The sequence below is a fragment of the Salinisphaera sp. G21_0 genome (assembly GCF_017744115.1).
GTDB lineage: Bacteria > Pseudomonadota > Gammaproteobacteria > Pseudomonadales > Endozoicomonadaceae > Endozoicomonas.
The window spans coordinates 48,120-70,589 of record NZ_JAGHQW010000031.1 but is presented as its reverse complement, the minus strand read 5'-3'; the positions used below and the strand labels follow the sequence as shown (position 1 = coordinate 70,589).

The following is a 22,470-nucleotide window of genomic DNA, read 5'->3' as shown; positions in this document are numbered from 1 at the left end:
TTCCAACTCGCTAACGTTGCTCTCAAGCCCTGTCAGCGGAGGCGCATCTTACCGCGCCAGTTTGATTTGTCAACCGGTTGTTTTTCATTCACTTCCAAACAACCCATTTTCAAACCGCACTTCCCGGTCAGCGATGAACATTCATTCTGCTGATCTCTGACAAGCTTTTGGGAATGCCTTTGGAAGAGCAGCGTATTATAAAGAGAAAACGGACGAAGGCAATACTTCATCCGTTAATTTTCAGAACAATATACGACAACCCTCCAACAGGCTGATGCCTTCTTTATTGTGTGTCCGTCAGTCGCTCAAGAAATGCCCGGTGAAACAGCCTGATTTCATGATGAAAGGCTCTTACCTCTTCATTCGTCGCTGGCTGAACAGGTCTCAGCCCATTCAGCAGTACAGCGAATATCAAAGGTGCGTTATTTTCCGGAAAGGCATAACCCACCATACTGTTTACCCCACTCATATAACCAGTCTTTAGCCAGCGACGTTCGTCATCCCGTGAGGCCAGCCAGGGTGCTTTCTCCCCCCAGCTTTTCCAACCGGTTTGCAACACTTCAGTAAAGTCATCAGCACTGAGCATGTTGTATCGGGACAATCCTGAACCATCCACCAATCGCCCCCTGGTCAAGTCAACGCCCTCTTCCCGTAACATAGCCAGAACCGCCTCTGTGCCTGAAGAGTAAGAACCCTTTTCACCCTTTACCGATGACCCTATGGTTTTCAACAGGCTATCAGCGTACAGGTTGTCTGACTTATCCAGCACTCGCTGTAAAAGATCAGGCACCGGCGCAGAACGATGACTGGCCACAAGCCAGGTAAAATCCCCCCGTGGCTTCTCAACCACAACCCTGCCTTCAAGCCTGATGTTGTTTGCCTGCAAAAAAGACTCAACAAACCTTGCGGCAGCCCGCTCCGGATCACGCACTGAAAATGCCATGCGCATGGGTTTGGCATCAGGGGCAATACACCCTTCCAGACGGTACTCATGTTTTGATGATGGCCACACTTCCTGAACACAACCGTCTGGCTCATGGGCCTGGGGTTTTCTAATCACTATGCGATTATCAACAGAGAGCTGCCAGTGTGGCTCATCGTAAACCATTTTTGACAACTGCCCCTCTGTTCCAGAAGGCACCAGCCAGCCAAAAAAACAGTTACGATCCAGTATCATGGCACTGACCGGCGCAGCAAAGCAGATATTATGGTCATCCCAACTTGCACCACCGGCTCTTGGATAACCACTATATATAGAACCATCAAGCCAGATATTCCCGCGTATTACTTTTACACCTTTATTAATCAGTTTTCCCAGTAGCTCAGAAAGGTCATGCCTGGTCAGCGATGGGTCACCTGAAAATGTTAACACCAGGTCTCCGGCATATTCCTTTCCCTCTGACAAGGGTTTATTACCCAGCAAGCGGGTTTGGTACCGGTACTCTTTTCCCAACACCCGATAAGCCGAGATGGCCGTGATGGCTTTGACCGTGCTTGCTGGCAGCAAATTAAAGCGACTGTTCCGGTCAAACAGCACCTTTCCGGTTTCAGCTTCAATAACTTTAATGGAATGAACATGCCCGGGCGGTAATGTGGAGATCAGTCGATCCAGGTCATCATTGATGGACGCAAAACCCTGGTTAATTCCAAAAGCTATAAAGGTAATAGACAGCCATTTTTTCCAGACGTTCATAAAAAAGCTCTGCAGCCTCTGACAACACTAAAATCACTGGTCAATTTATAGATTCTCAGTTCAACACACTGATCTCAAGGCCGACAAACCTTTCTAATGAGAGTACCATAGGGCCTGTTGACGTTTCGTTGTGAGCTCAGCGGGACGTGAAGTATGGCTCAAAAAGCGTCATTTATATAACAAAAGCTTCACCCACTCTCATGGTGTAAGCAATTTGCGGGAAATGGCAAGACTTGTGAAAAAACTCAAACTAACAGCGAATCAGCTTATTGCTAAGCAACCAGTGAAGGATTTGGGTTTCAAGTCCACAGAAGAGCTGGAAAATTACGTCGGTATCCTGGGTCAGGAGCGAGCTACCAGTGCGATTCAGTTTGGTGTCGCCATGCACCGCTCGGGCTACAACATCTATGTCATGGGCGAGTCCGGAACAGGCCGGATGTCCTACCTCCGTAAATACCTTGAAACAGAAGCCAAGCGACAGAGCTCCTCGGATGACTGGGCCTATGTCAATAACTTTGATAACCCCCGTGAGCCGAAAGCCCTGAAGTTACCCGCCGGTCTGGGCAGTGACCTGCAGAAGGACTTTGAGAGTTTTATCGATAAGCTGCTGATGACCTTCCCGGCGGCGTTTGAAAACCCCACTTATCAGCAAAAGAAAAGCGCCATCGAGCGTAGCTTTAATAAGCGTTATGACCAGGCCATCGATCAAATTGAACAGGAAGCGCTGAAACGGGATATCGCCTTATACCGGGATACCGGTGCCTTGAGCTTCACGCCAATGTCCAGCGGTAAGGCGATGGATGAAACCGAGTTCGCGCAATTGCCGGATAAAAAGCGGGAAAAGTTCAATAACGACATCAGTGAACTGGAAACCAAACTCAACGAGTCTCTGGTGGAACTGCCCCAGTGGAAACGGGAATCCAACGAAAAGTTGCAGGATCTGAATCAGGATACCATTGACCAGGCTCTGGCTCCGCTGATGAAGCCTATGCTGAAAAAATACAGCAAAGAGCAGAATGTTCTGGATTACCTGGAAGCCGTCAAACAGCACCTGCACAGAACGGTAATTGAATACCTGGCGGATGAACGGGCAATGGAGTCCAAAGAAGATGCCAGCAAACGATCAGCATTAGAAGAACTCTACGCCCCCAACCTGGTGGTCGGCCATAAGAACGATGCCGCTGCGCCGGTTATTTATGAGTCTCATCCCAACTACAAGAACCTCTTTGGCCGCATCGAATACGCCAGTGAGATGGGAGCCCTGGTAACCAACTTCCGTCAGATCTGCCCCGGCTCCCTGCACCAGGCCAATGGTGGTTATCTATTACTGGAAGCCAACAAGCTGCTGGAAGAACCTTTCGTCTGGGAAGCACTGAAACGGGCGCTGAAAGAGCGGCAGTTGAAAATTGAATCCCCTTACTCCGAGATGGGGTTGATGAACACCATCACCCTCACCCCGGAAATTATTCCATTGCATGTGAAGGTGATTCTGGTTGGCTCCCGGGATATTTATTACATCCTTCAGCAACTTGACCCGGATTTCCACGAAATGTTCCGGGTACTGGTGGACTTTGATGACCAGCTGCCACGCTCTCCTGAAACCATTCAGGCGTTCGCCCAGCTGCTGAAAAACCGGGCGGATGATGAAAACTATCCACCGCTGTCGGCATCGGCGGTTGCCCGGATGATCGAACAAAGCTCACGGATGACCGAAAACCAGACTCAGCTGTCAGCAAAAATCGGTGAACTCTTTGACTTGCTGGCCGAGGCCGACTTTATCCGGCGCACCGGCAATGGCCGTAAAATCAACCACGAGCACATTGACCGGGCACTGGATGCCAAGGCCGAGCGCACTGGCCGGGTCAGTAAGCAGATTCTGGATGATATGCTGGAAGGCAGCATTCTGATTGATACTGACGGTGAGCAGATTGGTAAGATCAATGGTTTAACCGTGCTCTCTGTGGGAGATGCCTGTTTTGGCTCCCCTGCCCGGATTACCGCAGCGGTTTATCCCGGCAGCCAGGGTATTGTGGATATTGAGCGGGAGGTCGCCCTGGGTCAGGCCATTCACTCTAAAGGGGTTATGATCCTGACCGGTTATCTTGGCAGCCGTTATGCACAAAAATTCCCACTGGCGATTTCCGCCAGTCTGGCAATGGAACAATCCTACGGCTATATCGATGGCGACAGTGCCTCCATGGCTGAGCTCTGCTGCCTGCTCTCAGCACTGACCAACACCCCGATCAAGCAATGCTATGCCGTCACCGGCTCCATGAACCAGCACGGTGAAGTTCAGGCCATTGGTGGTGTTAACGAGAAAATCGAAGGCTACTTTGATCTCTGTAATGCCAGGGGTCTGACCGGCGAGCAGGGAGTAATTATCCCTCAGGCAAACGTTCGGAACCTGATGTTGCACAGCAAGGTAGTGGATGCGGTAAAAGCCAAGAAGTTTAATGTTTATGCCGTTTCTCATGTTGAAGAGGCGCTTGAGCTGCTGACCGGCCATCGCCCGGGTGTTATGAACAGCAAAGGCAATTATCCAAAAGGCTCCATCAACCAGAAAGTACTGGAGCGCCTGAAAGAAATCGCTGATCTGACCAAAGAAAACCAAAGTTAAGCGTACGAACTGATACACGGTCAAGCCAGACAGTTGTCTGGCTTTTTTATTGAAAAATTCATTGACCCTCCCCTGGAGGCTGCAACATTTCCAGCAGTAATTTGATCAAGTCCTTCCGCTCGATATCGTCATCACTTTCATTATGAATTGTCGATAGCAAGCCCTTCACTATTAGCTCAAAATCAACACGGTAAGCGTGGCTATTCAATTGCGTTTGCAGATTCGCAGTGAGTGTATGCAGGCGTTGAAATGCTTCTTGAGGCGAGTCAGGCGGCAAGTCGGGTTTGCCTCCAGAAGAGTGCAGGGCAATAAAATCCCTGCCGTAACTCAGGGACATCAGAGCACAGGTAAGCAAACCATAAATACGCTCATCAGGGGTTTTGGGGTTATTAAAAAGAAGGGTTTCAGGTAATTCAAATACTGCTCCTTTTTGGAATTCCACGGTCAGCAGATCAAGGTTATCAACCAGGAATCCCAGCATATCGTTCAGTGATCTGATTTGTTCAGCAAACGACAAATCGCTGAATGTTCTCTCAACACCAGGAGCGGCCAATTGTGTTGCCTTCTCATCGGTTACCCCGGTATCAACACTGATGTGAAGCCCCATTACTTTGGTGCCCAGATCACCGTAATTAAGATGAACACTGTAGACTTTTGGTTGTTTAGTCGCCTGACACCCCGGAATTGCCCAAATGATGATGCTTTGGGGAATGTCTGTATCACTGTCGGTGTTGAGTATCTGCAATTTATCCAGGAATCTTCTGGCAGACTCTTCTGACGTGCATTGAATGTCAATATCAATAAATAATGAGCAGCGGTTCTGTAAAAAGCGTGCGTATGAACCGGTAATCAGGATGGGTGGATCAGCATAAAAACGATTAACTTCCTGAATAATCTCCAATGTTTTCAGCTTCAGCGCATGTAACCGGGGAAGCTGAGTGTCGGGGATTGCCGGTTCGCCGGTTTTTGACCATTGTTTTGACAAAGACTGCTGAGCCCCACTGCCAGCAACTGCCTCGTTGGCGAAGCTGTGTTGACTGGCAGAGGTTGCGTATCCGCAAGCACCATCACTGTCCCACCTTGAGGGAGCGACAGCTTTCAGGTTGTAGAGAATATTTTCCATTAAATTGGCTTCACAGATGCTTTGTTCAAACCAGAAGCCTAAAGCATGGCGCAGAGCGGTTCCTGCGGGAAAACTCTGCAGGCACTCCAGCACCTGACTCTTATGGATATGCCGTCCATTAACAGACTGTCTCGTGATATGGCAGTGCGACAGGAAGAAGAAATGCAGGCGTGAATTCTGAAATGAACTCCGCAGCAATGTGAGGGATTGATATACCTGTTCTGCTGACACTCTCTGACAATCAATTGGCAGCTCATGGTACATAGCCATGAATTGCAAAAGACTTTGCAGCCGATGTTGCTCATCGTCTTTGCTTGATACGCTGTTTAAGATTTGCCAGGCCGTTTGAAGTATCTCCCGGGCTTCATTGGTTTCATGGTACTGCTGAGGGTGTTTCAACCGTTGTATCAGATACCTGACTTGCCTTGAAGAATTATCCCCGGGTACTTTATTAAATGCTTCCAATACTTTCTGGTTATCCAGAAGACTGCCATTCAATTCTCTTGCATTCAACGCCAGTTGGGCATAAAAAATAGCTCGCTCGAGCCACCAGCCACCGCGTTCATAGTCCTTGATTACCGCTTGCGGTGTGACTTGCTGATCGTTCAACAGCAGCCCCATCAGGCAACATTTTGCCCGGAAGCGTGCTATCCCCAGCCGACCATTCAGACTATCCGGGAAATCCTTGACCACCTCATCCGGTGTGACCTGCTGGCCATTCAATGGCAGCTTCTTCAGGCAGCATTCCTGTTTGAAGCGTGCCAGCTCCAATGATGCATTGGCTTCCTGATAATCCTTGACCACCGCCTCCGGTGTGACCTGCTGACCATTCAAAGACTGGCCCAGCAGGCAACATTGCTCCTTCAAACGTATTAGCTCCAGGGTTGCCCTGGCTGCCTGATAACCCTTGGACACCTCATCCGGCGTGACCAGCTGGCCATTCAACGCCCGGCTCTTCAGCCAACATTGACCCCTGAAGCGTGCCATCCCCAGCAGGCCTTCCGGACTATCAGGGAAATCCACCTCATCCGGCGTCACCTGCCGGCCATTCAACTCCAGCCCCCTCAGGCAACATTTTTCCTTAAAGCGTGCTATACCCAGTTTGCCTTCCGGACTATTCGGGAAACCCTGAACCACCTCATCCGGTGTGACCTCCCGGCCATTCAACGCCAGGCCCCTCAGGCAACACTGTTCCTTAAAGTGCGCTAACTCGAGAAATACCCCGACCGCCTGAAAATCCTTAACCACCACATCCGCAGTAACCTGCTGGCCATTCAACGCCAAGCCATTCAGGCAACAGTCCGCTTTGAAGCGAGCCAGCCCCAGTTTGCCTCTCGGATTATCCGGAAAGTCCTTAACCACCGCGTCCGGAAGAATCCTCTGGCCATTCAACAACACCCCTTTAAGACAACATTCCGCTTTGAAGCGCGCCAGCTCCAAGTTTGCCCTGGCGGCCCGATAATCCTGAACCACCTCGTTCGGTGTGACCTTCTGGCCATTCAACGCCAGGCCTCTCAGGCAACATAACTCCTTAAAGCGCGCCAGCTCCAGTATTGCACTGACTGACTGAAGCCCTTGAACCACGGCATTCGTTGTGACTTTCTGGCCCTTCAGCGGCAGCCCCCTCAGACAGCATTCCTCTTTGAAACGCACTATCGCTAATTTGTATTTATAATGTCGATCCGGCTCTCGATTGAATTCTTGAATGACCTCGTCCGGGGTAACTTTTCTGTTGTTCAGCCGTATGTTCTGCAAGCAAAGTTTTTGCAGGAAGAACCCACTTCTGAGGGACGTTGTATCTTTTTCAAAGGTTGAAAGTACATCAGCCGAGGTGATTTGACGTCCATGTAATGGTTCTTTATTCCAAAAGGCATCCTCTATAGATTTGCTACTACCCCGGATGTTGGCTTTGCTTCTATAGGGCCGATTGTATGAGACTCTTTTACCATTAAATGCGGTTCCGGCACGGTCAGGAACCACGCGTGGCCCGGCATGCCGGTCATCACGGCGAGCAGACTCTGAGCGGTGACAGGTTGATGATGCTGCTTTCAGAATTAAGCCTCCCGCACCTGGACAATAAATTCCGCAGTTTGACCTCGAAATAATTATTAGGTTCCATTGATGGCAGGTCAGTCAGAGTCAAAGCAGGGCAAAATTTGATTAAAACAATGCCACTTTGGGTTGTATAATCGGCTGCTAATGTTTTATCTCAGTCGTTTCCAATGCCAGCAGCCTCTTCCCCCAGCAACAGCTTCAATGACCGGTTCGGCGGTATTCGCCGCTTGTATGGCAACAGTGCTGTTGAACAGCTTCGTCAATCCCATGTCTGCGTCATCGGTATCGGTGGTGTTGGCTCCTGGGCAGCAGAAGCCCTGGCCAGGACGGCGGTGGGTAACATCACACTGATCGATCTGGACGACATCTGTATTACCAACACCAATCGCCAATTGCATGCGCTTACGGACACCATTGGTCGCTCAAAAGTTGAGGTGATTGCCGAACGCCTTACCCAGATAAACCCCGGGTGTCGATGTCAGACCATTGAAGACTTTATTACAGAAGATAATCTTCAGGAACTGATCACCAGCGAGTTTGACTATGTGCTGGATGCCATCGACAACTTCCGGATTAAGGCGGCGCTGATCGCTCACTGCAAACGTCACAAAATCAAAATCATCACCACAGGCGGTGCTGGCGGACAGATGGATCCCACCATGATTCAGATCACCGATCTGACCAAAACCTGGCACGACCCTCTGGCAAGAAAAGTGCGCAACCAGCTTCGTGACCGTCATGGCTTCAGCAAGAATAACAAACGAAAGTTTGGGGTAGACTGTGTGTTTTCCACCGAGCAGGCGGTTTATCCACAGGCTGATGGCACCATCTGCCAGACCAAACCAACCGGTGAAGGCTCAATGAAAATGGACTGTGCCAGTGGTTTTGGCGCGGCCACCGCAGTGACTGCAACCTTCGGTTTTGCTGCGGCTGCGCGAATTATTGAGAAGTTGGCCAAGGCTGATTAATCCCGGCTCTTCCGAAAGGAGTATGCAACTAATCAATGATCACTCTCCCATATCGAATGCCGACAGCTCGCTCAGCTGCCCCTCGGCATCCTGGATAAACCGCTCCAGCCAGGATTTCAGTTCCACCGGAGTCAGGCTATCCAGGCAGTACTGTGACCAGAAAATGATCTTTTCTTCACACTGCCCGATAATATGAGCAGGCCACTGCCTTCCAAACAGGTTGGTAGCGGCCAGAATTTTACTCTCGTCGTTCACTTCCCCAAGCTCACAATACAGCAAAAACCACTTATCCTCGTGGCAGGAAAGGTAAATATCAAGTTTGCCATCAACCTCCATGATGTAGAGCCCTTCCGGAGTGGGTTTCAGCTCAAGCCCAATAGTCAGCAGAACTTGTTTGACCAGATATTCAAATTGAGCGTTCACTGTCTTCTCCTGAGTAGGCGATATGTTTAACAGCAAAATTTTGATTCATTCTGAGCACAACTCCTCCATATCTTGATTTAGGCCAGAATTGTTCCACAAACCACTGTTTAAACGCCTGGCCGCTGGAAAACCGGAACTCTCCAAAATTAGGGTCAAAAAAAGTCACACTGCCATTGTCTGGATCAATATGAGCCGCCAGTGCATGATCATATTTACGACCACGAATACGAACAAGTTTCAGGCCAGACAAGCGGTTCCCATGATCAAGGATGGTCTCAGCCAGCTTTTGTGGAAAATTATCCTGGTAAACCAATATCTTCTGATCAGAAGTCAGATATTGGGACCAGGGCCAGGGGCTGCCAATAGCAGAGTTACCGACAACCTCAAAATGGGTCATCCCGTTCATACGCAGCCATTGGTCTGTGTAGAAATTTTGGTTGCTTGAACCCGCTTCTTGCAAAGCCCTTATTTTTTCAAAGACTTCCGGATTAATTTCCCCGTTTTGCTGATCATCATGTATTTCATCGAACAGAGAGGTACCCCGGGCGCGATGTTTTAACCAGTCCAAAGACAGGGCCCAGCAACAACCTGATCGCGTCGTTCTGTCCCATATCATATTTTCCAGCCATTTCCCCTTACCCTGAGAAAACACGGATGTCATTTCCCCGCCAGCCTTTACGACCGATTTCCGTACCGGAGTAATGCTTCGCCAGATCAGGCAATGAAAGATCTTGCTGCCCAGATTCACAGCCTTCTTGCCAACCGCCTTGATTGGGTAAAATAAGCTATTGGATGGTTTTCGGGACTGGGCAATAGAACAGAGTCTCGATTCAAGAGAGGGGGGCTCCAGAGGTCGTTGCTGAGCTTTAAGGGCAGATAATCTGGCGATACTTTCCTTCTTCTCATCATTACCATCCGGTAGACTGGCAGATAATGAATACTCCCCCAGTTTACCCGCTCCAGAAGCCCGGTCATCCATGCTTCCGTTACCAATGCCCGGGCTATTAACATTTGGGGGAGAAGAGGGAATGGAATCCATCGATTTTATTCTTCTTTAATTTCAGCAACATAATGAATCTGATGTCTTTTTCTATATAATCAGTGGTATTATCGGTCACCCCGGGTCAGGATTAAGTTCGATCAAAAATGGCCAGAGCCCAACTTAACGATAGCGATAAGCAATTGCCTGAATCTCCCTGACAATCGCCTTAAGCCCATTGCCCCTGGATGGGCTCAAATGATTGAACAGATCCAACTCACGGAACCACAGCTCAATATCTTCCTGTTCAATCTCTGCTGGTGTTTTCCCTGAGAATACCGCCAGAACAATGGCTATCAGCCCCCGAATCACTCTCGCATCGGAGTCAGCGATAAAGTACAGGCGCATGGTTTCATCGTCATAGTGATGATGCAGCCAGACACTGCTCTCGCAACCATGAAGTCGGGCATCATCATTTCTCCATTCCCCTGACAGCACAGGCAGCTCTTTGCCCAGCAGCATGATCTGCCGGTAACGCTCCTGCCAGCCTGAAAGCCCATTCAACCGTTCTGTTATCGAAGCAAGGTTCAGAGACTGCTGACGAAAAATCTCTGGCAGGTCAGTAGCCTCACTGATCATTGTCTGGGTCTTGCCCGGCTCTTCATCCTGATCACTGTTCATTTCCGGGTGAGCAATATACAGCGGTGAATGGTGGAGCTTGTCCATGGCATCCACAAAAGCCCTGGCTTCATCGATGGTGTTATAGAGGGCAAAAGAAGCTCTGACCGTTCCATTAAGGTTCAGGCTCTCCATCAGGGGCATGGCACAATGATGCCCGGTTCTCACGGCAATTCCCTGTTGATCAAGCATCAGCCCGATGTCCTGATTATGGTGTTCACTGGAGACAAACGACACGACGGGCGCTTTCCACTCTGCCTGACCAATCAGGCGGATACCGCTTATCTGGCTTAATCCCTCCTCCACCAGCTGACGCAGCTGATGTTCATGGGCCTGCATGGCGGCAACATCAATATCCGCTAAAAACTCCAGCGCTTTGCCTAAACCAATGGCACCGGCAATATTGGGGGTTCCTGCCTCAAATTTGAACGGCAGGCGATTAAAGCGCGTGCCGGAAAAGCTGACATGCTCAATCATCTCACCACCGCCCTGCCAGGGAGGCATGTTTTCCAACAGTTTTCTTCGCCCGTACAGCACACCGATTCCCGTAGGGCCATAGACCTTATGGCCGGAAAACACATAAAAGTCGGCCCCCAGCGCCTGAACATCCACTTTCTGGTGAGCAACAGCCTGAGAACCGTCCACCAGAACCAGGGCACCGGCATGATGGGCAAGCTCAATAACCTCTTTAATGGGAGTGATCGTACCAATGGCATTGGAGATATGGGTCATTGCCACCAGTCTGGTGTTATCCGACAGCAATTGCCGGAACTGTTGCATATCCAGATTGCCAGCATCATCCAGCTCAACCACCCTGATGGTTGCCCCGGTGACTTCAGTCAGCAGTTGCCAGGGAACGATATTGGCATGGTGTTCAAGGCGGCTCAGGATAATCTCATCGCCAGCCTTCAGCTGGCTTCGCCCCCAGCTGCTGGCCACCAGATTGATGGCTTCAGTCGCGCCCCGGGTCCAGATAATCTCTTCCGTAAAACGGGCATTAATAAAGTGGCGGGTGGTTTCTCTGGCGGCTTCAAACCCATGGGTCGTGCAGGCACTCAGGAAGTGCGCTGCCCGATGCACATTGGCATTCTGCTCCCGATAATAGCGGTCTAGCGACTCAATAACCGACACCGGCTTCTGTGTGGTTGCCGCATTGTCCAGGTAGACCAGCGGATGGCCGTGCACGGTCTGTGACAACAGGGGAAACTGCTGCCGGAGGTTATCAACATCCAGCACAGTGGGTTGAGTGTCGGGCTGGCCTTTCATAATGACCTCCATGGTGATCATGCCTCTGGGTTTCTGGCACTGCAAATAATGTTGTGCTATATAACCTGTACGTTAAACATTTAAAACTGATAAACCTATGATGCTTTCAGCCCCGAACCAAACAGTCATTCTTAACGTGGTGATTATTATCACCGCGGGTGGCTTTGTGGGCTGAATAAACAGCTGTTACAAAACCCCCGCACCGAAAGGTCCGGGGGTTTTTTTATACCTGATAAAGGAGAAAAGTCATGCTTAACCTGATCGTGCTATCTGTCACTATCCTGCCTGTCATTCTATCTGCAGCGATTACCCTCAACATCTGGCAGTCGGGGGATCATCGATATGAATGGTGCTGAAGCAATTGTCCAAACCCTGGTTCACCACGGTGTTGATACCGTTTTTGGTTATCCCGGCGGCACCATTATGCCGGTGTATGACGCCCTGCTTGACTCCCCTGTTGAGCACCTGCTCTGCCGCCATGAGCAGGGAGCCGGTTTCGCCGCTATTGGCTATGCCCGCTCAAGCCAGCGAACCGGTGTCTGTATTGCCACCTCAGGCCCTGGTGCAACCAACCTGATCACTGCACTGGCAGATGCCATGATGGACTCTGTCCCCATTGTTGCCATTACCGGCCAGGTACCCACCAGTGCCATGGGTACCGATGCCTTTCAGGAGATTGATATGCTGGGGCTTTCCATGGCCTGCACCAAGCACAGTTTCCTGGTGACAGAGCCGGACCTGCTCTGCCAAACTCTTCATCAGGCATTTACTCTGGCCAATTCCGGGCGACCGGGCCCTGTCCTGGTGGATATTCCCAAAGATATACAACAGGCTTCCGCCAACTGGCAGCCACCACTCGACCTGGTTGAGAACGGTTTCCACCCTGATAAGGCAGCCCATAACAGCGTTGATCAAGCGCTGGAACTTATGCGGTCAGCATCCCGCCCCATCGCTTATATCGGTGGTGGTGTGAATATGGCTGGTGCTACACCAGCGTTGCGTCATTTTCTGCAAATGACCGGCCTGCCCAGTGTCTGCACATTAAAAGGGCTTGGTACTGTACCTCCGGACAACGAGGCCTATCTTGGCATGCTGGGGATGCATGGCAACCGGGCGGCAAACACGGCAGTACAACTGTGTGACTTATTGGTTGTTGTGGGTGCCCGTTTCGATGACCGGGTGACTGGCAAACTGGACACGTTTGCCCCTGATGCAGAAGTTATCCACATCGATATTGACCCGGCAGAAGTGCACAAACGCAGAGCGGCACATGTCGTCTTTCATCAGCCCATGCCGTGGGTACTGAAAGAACTGTCCATCGCTTTACCCGTCAACGATTGGCCCGGCCACTGTCAGCAACTCAAAGAAGAACATCAATGGCGATACGACAAACCCGGTGAGGCAATTTATGCACCCCTTCTGCTCAACCAGCTATCCCGACAGCTGCCTGATAATGCCATTATCAGCTGTGATGTCGGGCAGCATCAAATGTGGGTTGCCCAGCATATGGCTTTTCACCACACCCGTAATCACCTGACCAGTGGCGGTCTGGGTACCATGGGCTTTGGTCTGCCTGCCGCCATCGGCGCTACCATGGCACGGCCGGATGACACTGTCATTCTGGTATCCGGTGATGGTTCATTTATGATGAATATTCAAGAGCTGAACACCATAAGAAGAAGACAGCTGCCGATTAAAATAGTCCTGCTGGATAACCAGAAGCTGGGCATGGTTCGCCAGTGGCAGGCACTTTTTTATGAAGGGCGTTACAGCGAAACCGATCTTTCCGATAACCCCGACTTTATTACCCTGGCCAATGCCTTTGGTATTGGCGGCAGAACCATCACTCATCGCGATGAGGTAACGTCAGCCCTGGATGAGATGTTGAGTGTGAGTGGCCCATGGTTGCTTCATGTGCGCATTGATGCCATGGAAAACGTATGGCCCCTGGTACCACCGGGAGCCGCTAACCATGAAATGTTGGAGCAACACCCATGAGTTTCCAGTTATACCTGCAATGCCATCAACAGCCTGATGTAGTGGAGCGGATACTCAGAGTTATCAGACACCGGGGCTTTACTCTGAGCACCATGAGCATGATGCCTTCCCGTTGCGGTGGCAGAATTGAGTTATCCATGACTGTTTCCAGCTCACGACCTGCGCATCTTCTGATTACCCAGGTTGAAAAACTCCATGATGTGCTGGCACTGAGATGCATTGATACAACGTCCAATACTGATGTCGGCAGCTATTGATTCATCCGGCCAGGCTGGCTACAGCCTGGCCGGATGAATCATGCCCTTACCGGCGAGTTCAGTGAGTCAGCACATCCACTTCACCATTGATAATAGCCTCCTGTCGTTCCATCTCTTTCAACTTGAGACGAAAGCGATTAATGATGAACTCCCTGAACCAGCGATGCGCCCGGTTATGCTCCCAATACTCCGGCCACACTACATAGTAGCTGACTCTGGGAGGTTTACCGGGCAGGGTTTTCATTGTCATATCCTGGACATAAGTGTTGTAACGAGCCGCTCTCTCCATTGTGATCAGAATATGGTGGGTGTCCTTTACCAGCTGCAAACCGATGGGCAGATTGGGTGTTTTCGCAACCACACGGATCTTCTCACTGAGGCCTTCCAGGTAGTCCCTGATGAAATGAGAACTTCCCATCCACGAAGAGTGGCGAATCACCGGGTACTGCTCAAAGTCTTCGATGGTCATCTCCTGATCAACGAGAGGATGATCCTCATGCACCAGGGCACAGATACTATCCTCCATTAATAGCTCATAACTGAAACCGGCAGGTGGCTTGCCAACATACCCAAGCACCAGATCGACCTGACCGGCCTCCAGCTTTTTATCCAGCTGCGGGCTGAACTGTAACAGTTCAAAATTAAAATGCGGTGCCTGTTTCCAGAACTGGTGCAGAATTTGCGGCAGGATTTGCTCAAGAACAATATAAGTCCCGGCGATGGTAAAGTTTTTTTCGGTAATCCAGGGGTCAAACTGCTGGTTCTCAAATATGGTGCTGGCTTCCGTCACCACACGGTTCACGTCGTCTTTCAACGCCAGCGCTTTCTCAGAGAGAAAGATACGGTTGCCCTGCCTGACCAGAATCGGATCATTCAGGGCTTCACGCAATTGAGCCAGGGTCCGGCTCATGGCGGACTGGGTAACATGCATCTGCTTCGCAGCCAGGGAAACACTTTGAGTATCGAGTAACGCCTTGAGGCCCGGCAAAAGGTTCAGGTTAAGTCTGTACAAGTTCATACTTTGGTAACAGGCACCCCAAAGATTGAAAGCACCATCTAAAACAAAAGAGCCTGATCAATCAGCTCAGAGAAAAAAAACAGCTGACCTGTAAAAGCCCAGGCCAATTTGACCACGAGACTATAGTTATACCACTTTAACTTCATCAGTATTATTCCCTATACATTCATCGCTAATCAGGTACACTGGAAACAGGAATCAGTGTCAGAGGACATTCTCAATCAGGCAAATGGCCATGTCTGAATACACGTTTGAAGTACTGGTCTCATGGCTAATTGAGAACGCTCTCTGGCTCTGGTGAATCTGGCCTTGGCGCCTGACAAACTACGGGTCAGGCATCCGCTGAAACAGCTTTCAGGAGGGTCTATGAGCCAAAACAAGTACAAGAGTATTCAAGATCTGGTAGATAACTATATTGCCTCTGGTCTTTCGGCCAGAGAATATGTTGAAGCCCGTGTAGATGCCGGAGATCTTAGTGCTGCCGAAGCCCTGAAACTGTTGTCTATTCTTCGGGAAGCACAGTCTATTACCTTTAAACTGGCTGAAGTCAGTGATGACGAGTTTTCCGGCCTGCACATGGTCCTTGTTCGCAAGGAAGAGGATGAGCTTGCGGATGACGCCTCGCCTCTGTTCAGTATTGAAATCGATGAAAGCCTGAACAGTAATCGTGATGATGTTATTAACCTGTTGCAAAAATTTGCCAAAGAGCTGGCTGTGCTGGCGACACGAGGAGAGCTTGAAGAAGCAGAAGCCATAGATACCATTGATGACAACCCTGAAGACTGGCTGGATCACCCCAACATTCTCCCCGCCAGTGAAACCCGTCACTGATAAGGAAGTGGTCTCACCCTGCCCTCTCAACACTTGAAAGAATAAGCCCGGCAAGTTCCGGGCTTATTTTTTGATGGATAAAAGTGAATAACTATTTCTGGTTATATAGCTCAATCTTTAGTCATCAACAGATTCATTGATCAAACCATTGAATGACCTGTGGATAACTGACTGCACCGCACTATTTTCAAGCCTCACAAAACCATGGTTATTTTTTGTACAACGCAGACAAATTGATCAGCGATTTCCCTGAAAAACTCCGTAACCCGTTCGCTTAAAATAGCTATTGATCTCTAAGTAAGGAATTTTATAGGGTTACATTATAATCACCTCAGTAATCAATCATCCCCGCCGAAACCGCCTCCACCAAAACCGCCGCCACCGTAATCACCTCCATCATAATCACTTCGACTGTGCCCACCACCACTGTACCCACCTCCACTGTACTCATCTTCACTGTAACCACCTCCACTGTAACCACCTCCACTGTACCCACCTCCACTGTACCCACCTCCACTGTGCCCACCTCCACCGGAACTATTTAAGCTGAGACTACTCACACCGAGGCTACCTAAACTGAGAACACCTGAATAGAAACCGGCAACATCATTTGCAACGTCTCCAATGTCTGCGGAAGAAACGACTAATTCAGAGGCAAGATCAACGTTGCCTAATGATAAGTATGCACTTATATCAAGAGACAGACTGGCAATACCCCCAACATCAATATCACCTGAAAAGCCGGAAGCGGGTATGGATAAATTTTCTGCACACGTAGACGGAGGACGATCTACACACAATTCACCAGAATCAGATCCATAAGCCGTATTGAATGTACGTTCCGGAGTGAGGAATAAAGCAACATACAGATACGGCATCCAAAAGCCGTCTACCAGAAAATATCTTTCGGTGGGTTTCATTTGAGTCAAGTCAGAGTAATAACTGCCAAGTTGCTGGTGGAGCAACTGCAATGAGAAACTTAATTCTTCCTTTTTCCGTTTCGCATTTTCATTGATTTCGCATAATTTACTTGACACCTCAGAGTTTAACTGGGCCTTGAGATTACAAATAGCCGTGGTTTTTATATTCTTATATTTGTTTTCTATCGTTTGATTAGCTTTGATTTTACTAATGATTTCAACTATAGCATCTGGCTTCTTAAACATTTTTTTATGACCATGCCACGACCTGTGTATTTCCTTAAAATATGATTCGATCACTTCTTCGCCCGTTTTTCTCATTTCGTCTGTGGGTGCCACTATCATAGCCTCCATGGCAAGCCGAACAGCTTTATTTAAAGTTTCTTGAAAGTTTGTTATGTTGATATCATTACGACTGCCAATATGTCTGAAAAGATAGTTAGCTTCTTTAAATTCCTTGCGGGCCATTATAAGTTTTTCATCAAATCGCCTGGTTAGCTCTGGGGTTGTGGCGGAGTATTGATTCTGATACTCAGTTTTGCGTAATTCAACAATCCCCTGAATCTGTGACTGACACTTTTCAATAAAATCATTTGCTGATTTCTCAGCAGCTTTATCAAACTGCTGGAAGATTTTCTTTTCAATAAGATTCTTATGAAGTTCTTTGAGCTCAATATGACATGGATCCTTTGCTAAACCTTCCAGACATAATTTGCTATGATCTTTATCAAAATCAGGGTTTAAGGCGAGCTGGTGAAAATGTTCAGCGCTGACAGCACAGGACATCACTTTTTCATATAAGCCATCAAAGAACTCCTTACGAATACTGGGGCTTAATTGACTGAATTGATTAAATGCCTCCAGAGCATCATCAAAGTTGTTAATAGATGCATGCATTTTGCTGAATATTCTTTTGGCTACCTCATCCTGGCCCAGTCCAGCAAAATATACTCTGTAAAAAGCCGCCTTACTATCAACTAATGATTTGGCCTCATTGCACAATACAGAAAATGCCTTTTTGAGCATTGTGTTTTCATCATCTTTAAAAAGGCTTTCCATTTTTTCATTAATTAAAAATAGTGAATCAGCACACACCATCTCTTTTGGTAAACGCTCTATTCTGTTTATCAAATGTTGAATAAGTGCTTTATGACCTGAAGTTGACAGAATGCTGATATAACAGTGATTATTTTCAATGAATTTTTTTAATAACTCCATAGTATCGAGTGAATCAAGATCACAGCCCATAGTCTTGACGGCCATGTCACTCAGTATTTCCTTCAACTCCTGATGAGCACCTGAGTGGTTATGTTCCCCCCCCTGATTCCTGATTGATCCGCCAGTAAAGCATGTATATCAACTGAAGAGTCTCGGCATTACCGGGGTGCTGGTCCTTGTCAAATAACGTTATTAATGACTCCTGTAACGAACTGAACGTATTGAACAATACCATAAACTCAGACAACTCTGATGCGACGAAGTCAAGCAAGGGACCAATATTGGAAAATGATTGGATAGCATATTTTAAATTATCTTCCAGAAGTGCATTTATTCTCTGTGTTTGCTCTCCAACTCTGGTCTTTAGCGCTTCGTATCTTGTGTTATTATGCCTGAGTATGGGTAACCGAAGGTTTTCATTGGTTTTGGACTTCAGATCTCTGAACCTGGATTTGTTGATTCTATAAGTATCTAACGGATTATTCTGAGCAGCAGAATTTGTAAATTCACGGCGATAGGTATCAATCTTGTCATTATTTTTTTGTAAGACCTAAGCTCAATCGATAAGATTTGCGAAGCAGGCATCGCAAGATAAATTTGTTAATCACTGTTATTTTTGAGCGTCTATGCAGCTCGATACCTTGTGGTGCTGGTGTTAATTCCGATGAATCAATGTTCACAAGTGGGAGCGTAGGGCTGGTCGTTTGTTCTTCTTGCTGTTCTGGATAGCGTGTCGAAAGGGTATTTTCAAATGAGGCGGGTATCATAATAGTATCCAACTTGAGAGGTCAGCCAGGCTTGCACACTGAGTCAAGCTGCTTTACTCAATTGTTGTTAAGTAGTAGAGCAGATGTTTTCATACATTTCTGATCGATTAGTCAGGTTGGACTGTGACTTTGCAAGAACGTTCCGTGATTTTCACATTATTTGAAATCTTTGCAGCATCTCTGATGAAAGCTGTCCTTCCAATTGAATGGATCAATGGAAGGACAGGGGCCCCGTAGGTGGCAACGGTATAAAACTCACCGATGTGATAGGGATAAATATCTGCCGACTCAATCCAACCTGGCCTCCTAGCGTGTATTCTTAGGGTAGACATTAAGCGTCTACTCCCCTCTTCGGGAAGTTAAAGATGGAAAACCACGAAGGACACGAAGAGCACAAAGAAGAGATTTTCTTTTCCTTCGTGCTCTTTGTGTCCTTCGTGGTTCCATTCAAAAGCCATTGAAAATGGAGGGTAAGCTTAATGTCTACCCTAAGAGCGTGTATTGGCAGACAGAATAGCCTCCACATAGGAAGCACCATTCTCAGAAAACCCACCCAGCAAATCGGTGATAACCGCTATCAACCGGTTATAGCCATCCTCCCCGGAAGTCTTTAACACCGTTGCCTGCAACGAAGACCTGGTATTCAGTTCAGAATATTCCACCATGGGATCATCAACGTAGTGTTCCGGCATGGTCTGTTCCAGCACCTCGTGAATATCGTGCGCTTTATCATAAGCCTGCCTGGAAATGACCGTAACAATATGATCATCCTCATAAACCCTGGCGGTTGTTTGTCTCGTTAATGCCTGAATGGTCGGGTGTTGCAGGTTTTTCTCTGCATAAGCCTGACTCATCACCTGGCTTTGAAAATCTTCAAGGACTGTGTGCCGGTTCGATGCCAGTTGGATCGCCTCTTTCTGCCCTTTTGGAAAACCCACAAGGTTCATTAGGCCAACCCACAGGGTTGCCATGGTATTATTGCCCGGTACCGGCATCACATGATACGGGTTGGAAAAATCACTGAGATAGTGGAGTCCCCATCCCATAAAACGCCATCCCCAGTAATCATGCCCCTTACTGAAGGCAAACTCGGAAAGCTGCTTAAAGGACTGGATGCGATACTCCGGATACGTCTGCTTTAAAAAACCACCCAGAGCATAAAGCACCGAGGACTCATGGTAAAAGCCCATGTGGAAAGGTGCCTGTGTACCATATTCCAGGTTTGGATTACCAAACGGCTGCTTACCAAACCCATAGATCTTGCCGTAGTCGGTATTGCTGTCGGTAAACAGGCCTATATCCAGCCCGTGATCCGGTTCGTCCGTGGCCGTTGTGACGATATCGATGGCTGAGGCCTTATCCCCCGGTTGTAGCTGAACCAACTGCACAGACCCCAGATGATCAAAACTGTTCAGTGTGCTCACTGACTGGGGCTTAATGGGTGGCGACAATCGTTTTTCCCCGGGAAGAAGCTGTAAATACAGAGGCCATTTGGTATTCGGGTTAACACGAATGGCATGGGCAAAGCGGGTACGAATATCCTCTTTGCTGCCCGTCGCCGTGAAGGCCAGATCTTGCGGACGGGGCGCATAGTGCCATAAATTTTCCTGCATCCACTGCTCCTGCTGATCCAGAAACGCTTCCAGCGCCTCTTCATTAGCCAGCAGAAAGCTTTCCAGACTTTCCACTGTCACCGGCGCAGCATCCCGAACCGGCGGCAGTGTCGCCAGCATCTGGTGAGTGACCAGAGTGTGGTTGGACCAGGAAAACGCCTGGGCAGAGATCAGCAAAGACAGCAGAAAACATAAGGTACGCATAGGCAGGCTCGGTAAAGTAACGTTTTTATTAAATTTATTGCGCGTATACCATAACGATAATGACGGGTTGATGGCAATCAGCTATCAACAACACAATAGGAAAAAATGACGGAACTTTAAAACAGTTTTATGGCCTGAGATATTGGGTGATGGGATATATATGGCATTATCTGATCAATCACTGAATGACCTAAAAAGCCCTCGTTATCAGTATGTATATAACCAAAACCATATTCCTCTCTGACTCTGTTGACAGGGTTTATGGCGCTCATCAAAAACATTATGACCCTAAACGATTTGCATCCGACGACAGTGAATTCATCCCGGATAAAACAGGCCTTAAAACCACTCTCAACGGTGTATCCGTTCGGGCGATCTATCACCCCCCTCACCTGTATATGACTAAAACGGGTACTTTTGATTCAGCCATTTATGACGGGGCCAGGAGCAATAACCCCTATGAATACCATATAGCTAAAGATGCCAAGATAATCATCCCCTCAAGCGTTTTTCCCATGTTCAGAAGTGAAATGAAAGATGGGGACAGACTGGTCATCAGCACCAAAACAATGAAGTACAAATATCAGATTGCTGAAGCCCATCATTCGCCAAAGAAAGAAGTAACAGGGATAGCCCTTCTTGGTTCAGAAGAACCGGCTAACACGACCGAAATTGAATACCTTAAGTCTCTGGTTGAAAAACATGTTTTAAAGCCCAAAGATACTGCATTCATCCCTACCATGCTGGCCATCAGTACCAGGGAGATGATTTATTTTTTTGATAAAGCCTACCGCTGTAAGGATAAATTATTTGACAGCGATTCCGGGCAGCAAACATTACTGACCATCGTCTCAAACCGCCAGCAGTGGGATGCTTGCTTCAAGCTACTTGAATTGGGGGCCACTCCCGATGCCGGTCATCACGGTGATAGCATGACGCCGCTTCATATGGCGGCAAAAGCGGGACAATCCGATCTGCTGGAAGCCCTGTTGCTTCATAAAGCCAACCCCAACATGACTACCGGGCCCTGGTCCTACAAGGGCGAGTGCAAGAGGATGACGGCATTAAGGTTTACCCTGCTGTATAAAGGCAAAGATGCAGAAGAAAGCGCAAACGTCAGAAAATCAATGATTCAAACACTGCTGGAAAGCGGTGCCGACCCAATGACCATCGACACTACAGAGTTAGCTGAATTCATTGAACCATTAGAATTAATGTTAGAGACCTTCCTGGTTGCCCCAACAAACTCAATAAAACACACCAGACTCCGGCAAAAATACCAACAATATCTGGAAAAATTAGCAATCGATCGTTCAAATATTCAAAAAAAACTGGCCTCCGGTTGCACGCGTAAGGAGCGGGCATCGTTGGAGAATCTATTGGGTTTACTGGATAAGCTGGTCAGCAAGGCAGAAACAGTGCCAACACTTCAGAACGTATGCCGTGCCGTCATTCGTCCCGAACTGAATTTCCCAATCCGCAGAAGCATCAAGGACCTCAATCTTCCCGGAAAATTCGAAAAATTCATCTCTGACAGATGATGAATTCTAATGAAAACCATTGTGTCTACGAGGGCTATAGCTGTTGATTTGCTATCCCACAAAGAGCACCAGCTCACATTAAAGACACAGGTTAAACTGGTTGTCCCATCACAGGTAACCACCAGACAGCTCGCTCTGACAGGAAGAAAAGCCCTGTAAAACAAGGGGAAAAAGATCAAGAAGGAAATGACCAGACAGGGTATAAATTTCTTGCATACCACTATGCTCTTTAGTACAAATAGACAGGCCGAAACACAGAACAATAAAAATAATACCAAGAGCACTTTCTAAACATCGTCGT

The 22,470-nt window shown here is 48.2% G+C and carries 15 protein-coding genes; 6 read left to right on the top strand and 9 right to left on the bottom strand.

Annotated elements, in window-relative coordinates; translation table 11 throughout:
* Positions 1-283: 283 nt before the first annotated feature.
* Positions 284-1,693 carry a D-alanyl-D-alanine carboxypeptidase/D-alanyl-D-alanine endopeptidase gene (gene dacB / locus J7439_RS15305; protein WP_209202851.1) on the bottom strand — a complete coding sequence of 470 codons (1,410 nt, stop codon included), beginning with the start codon at positions 1,691-1,693 and terminating at the stop codon, positions 284-286.
* Positions 1,694-1,916: 223 nt separating this feature from the next.
* On the opposite strand from dacB, the gene J7439_RS15300 reads away from it, so the two are divergent.
* The gene (locus tag J7439_RS15300; protein WP_209277552.1) at positions 1,917-4,310 is read left to right on the top strand and encodes a Lon protease family protein; all 2,394 of its coding nucleotides are present in this window, start codon (positions 1,917-1,919) and stop codon (positions 4,308-4,310) included.
* 58 nt (positions 4,311-4,368) lie between these two features.
* Here the strand turns inward: J7439_RS15300 and J7439_RS15295 are convergent, their stop codons facing one another.
* Positions 4,369-7,188 (bottom strand): hypothetical protein, encoded by a 2,820-nt coding sequence (locus J7439_RS15295; protein ID WP_209202849.1) that lies wholly within the window; start codon positions 7,186-7,188, stop codon positions 4,369-4,371.
* 467 nt (positions 7,189-7,655) lie between these two features.
* Here J7439_RS15295 and tcdA point away from each other — a divergent pair, with 467 nt between their 5' ends.
* Entirely contained in the window at positions 7,656-8,456 is an 801-nt protein-coding gene (gene tcdA / locus J7439_RS15290) for a tRNA cyclic N6-threonylcarbamoyladenosine(37) synthase TcdA (RefSeq protein WP_209202848.1), read from the top strand.
* Between the two features lie 39 nt (positions 8,457-8,495).
* On the opposite strand, the gene J7439_RS15285 is transcribed toward tcdA, so the two are convergent.
* From J7439_RS15285 to J7439_RS15275, 3 genes are all read right to left on the bottom strand, one after another.
* Positions 8,496-8,879, bottom strand: a complete 384-nt coding sequence (locus J7439_RS15285; RefSeq protein WP_209202847.1) for a CesT family type III secretion system chaperone — start codon at positions 8,877-8,879, stop codon at positions 8,496-8,498.
* Positions 8,863-9,918, bottom strand: coding sequence for a YopT-type cysteine protease domain-containing protein (locus J7439_RS15280; RefSeq protein WP_209202846.1), 1,056 nt, complete (start codon positions 9,916-9,918; stop codon positions 8,863-8,865). The genes J7439_RS15285 and J7439_RS15280 overlap by 17 nt, the downstream gene beginning before the upstream one ends.
* Positions 9,919-10,041: 123 nt before the next feature.
* Positions 10,042-11,802, bottom strand: coding sequence for a SufS family cysteine desulfurase (locus J7439_RS15275; RefSeq protein ID WP_209202845.1), 1,761 nt, complete (start codon positions 11,800-11,802; stop codon positions 10,042-10,044).
* Positions 11,803-12,144: 342 nt separating this feature from the next.
* Here J7439_RS15275 and ilvG point away from each other — a divergent pair, with 342 nt between their 5' ends.
* A complete protein-coding gene (ilvG, locus tag J7439_RS15270; protein WP_209202844.1) occupies positions 12,145-13,800 on the top strand; it encodes an acetolactate synthase 2 catalytic subunit in 1,656 nt (551 codons plus the stop codon).
* Positions 13,797-14,057: an acetolactate synthase 2 small subunit gene (gene ilvM, locus J7439_RS15265; RefSeq protein ID WP_209202843.1), complete on the top strand. Its 261-nt coding sequence runs from the start codon at positions 13,797-13,799 to the stop codon at positions 14,055-14,057. The genes ilvG and ilvM overlap by 4 nt, the downstream gene beginning before the upstream one ends.
* A 58-nt stretch (positions 14,058-14,115) precedes the next feature.
* On the opposite strand, the gene J7439_RS15260 is transcribed toward ilvM, so the two are convergent.
* Positions 14,116-15,075, bottom strand: a complete 960-nt coding sequence (locus tag J7439_RS15260; RefSeq protein ID WP_209202842.1) for a LysR family transcriptional regulator — start codon at positions 15,073-15,075, stop codon at positions 14,116-14,118.
* A gap of 366 nt (positions 15,076-15,441) precedes the next feature.
* Here J7439_RS15260 and J7439_RS15255 point away from each other — a divergent pair, with 366 nt between their 5' ends.
* A complete protein-coding gene (locus J7439_RS15255) occupies positions 15,442-15,906 on the top strand; it encodes a hypothetical protein (RefSeq protein ID WP_101746581.1) in 465 nt (154 codons plus the stop codon).
* A 338-nt stretch (positions 15,907-16,244) separates the two neighbouring features.
* Here the strand turns inward: J7439_RS15255 and J7439_RS15250 are convergent, their stop codons facing one another.
* From J7439_RS15250 to J7439_RS15240, 3 genes are all read right to left on the bottom strand, one after another.
* The gene (locus tag J7439_RS15250; RefSeq protein WP_209202841.1) at positions 16,245-18,089 is read right to left on the bottom strand and encodes a hypothetical protein; all 1,845 of its coding nucleotides are present in this window, start codon (positions 18,087-18,089) and stop codon (positions 16,245-16,247) included.
* 488 nt (positions 18,090-18,577) lie between these two features.
* Entirely contained in the window at positions 18,578-18,823 is a 246-nt protein-coding gene (locus J7439_RS15245) for a hypothetical protein (RefSeq protein WP_209202840.1), read from the bottom strand.
* A 476-nt stretch (positions 18,824-19,299) separates the two neighbouring features.
* Positions 19,300-20,628: a hypothetical protein gene (locus tag J7439_RS15240; RefSeq protein ID WP_209202839.1), complete on the bottom strand. Its 1,329-nt coding sequence runs from the start codon at positions 20,626-20,628 to the stop codon at positions 19,300-19,302.
* A gap of 212 nt (positions 20,629-20,840) precedes the next feature.
* Here J7439_RS15240 and J7439_RS15235 point away from each other — a divergent pair, with 212 nt between their 5' ends.
* Positions 20,841-22,169, top strand: a complete 1,329-nt coding sequence (locus J7439_RS15235) for an ankyrin repeat domain-containing protein (RefSeq protein ID WP_209202838.1) — start codon at positions 20,841-20,843, stop codon at positions 22,167-22,169.
* Positions 22,170-22,470 lie beyond the last annotated feature (301 nt).

Coding starts and splice junctions, on each gene's coding strand:
- dacB (WP_209202851.1), bottom strand. CDS start 1,693: ATGAACGTCTGGAAAAAATGGCTGTCTATTACCTTTATAGCTTTTGGA.
- J7439_RS15300 (WP_209277552.1), top strand. CDS start 1,917: ATGGCAAGACTTGTGAAAAAACTCAAACTAACAGCGAATCAGCTTATT.
- tcdA (WP_209202848.1), top strand. CDS start 7,656: ATGCCAGCAGCCTCTTCCCCCAGCAACAGCTTCAATGACCGGTTCGGC.
- J7439_RS15280 (WP_209202846.1), bottom strand. CDS start 9,918: ATGGATTCCATTCCCTCTTCTCCCCCAAATGTTAATAGCCCGGGCATT.
- J7439_RS15275 (WP_209202845.1), bottom strand. CDS start 11,802: ATGAAAGGCCAGCCCGACACTCAACCCACTGTGCTGGATGTTGATAAC.
- ilvG (WP_209202844.1), top strand. CDS start 12,145: ATGAATGGTGCTGAAGCAATTGTCCAAACCCTGGTTCACCACGGTGTT.
- ilvM (WP_209202843.1), top strand. CDS start 13,797: ATGAGTTTCCAGTTATACCTGCAATGCCATCAACAGCCTGATGTAGTG.
- J7439_RS15260 (WP_209202842.1), bottom strand. CDS start 15,075: ATGAACTTGTACAGACTTAACCTGAACCTTTTGCCGGGCCTCAAGGCG.
- J7439_RS15255 (WP_101746581.1), top strand. CDS start 15,442: ATGAGCCAAAACAAGTACAAGAGTATTCAAGATCTGGTAGATAACTAT.
- J7439_RS15250 (WP_209202841.1), bottom strand. CDS start 18,089: ATGGCCGTCAAGACTATGGGCTGTGATCTTGATTCACTCGATACTATG.
- J7439_RS15240 (WP_209202839.1), bottom strand. CDS start 20,628: ATGCGTACCTTATGTTTTCTGCTGTCTTTGCTGATCTCTGCCCAGGCG.
- J7439_RS15235 (WP_209202838.1), top strand. CDS start 20,841: ATGTATATAACCAAAACCATATTCCTCTCTGACTCTGTTGACAGGGTT.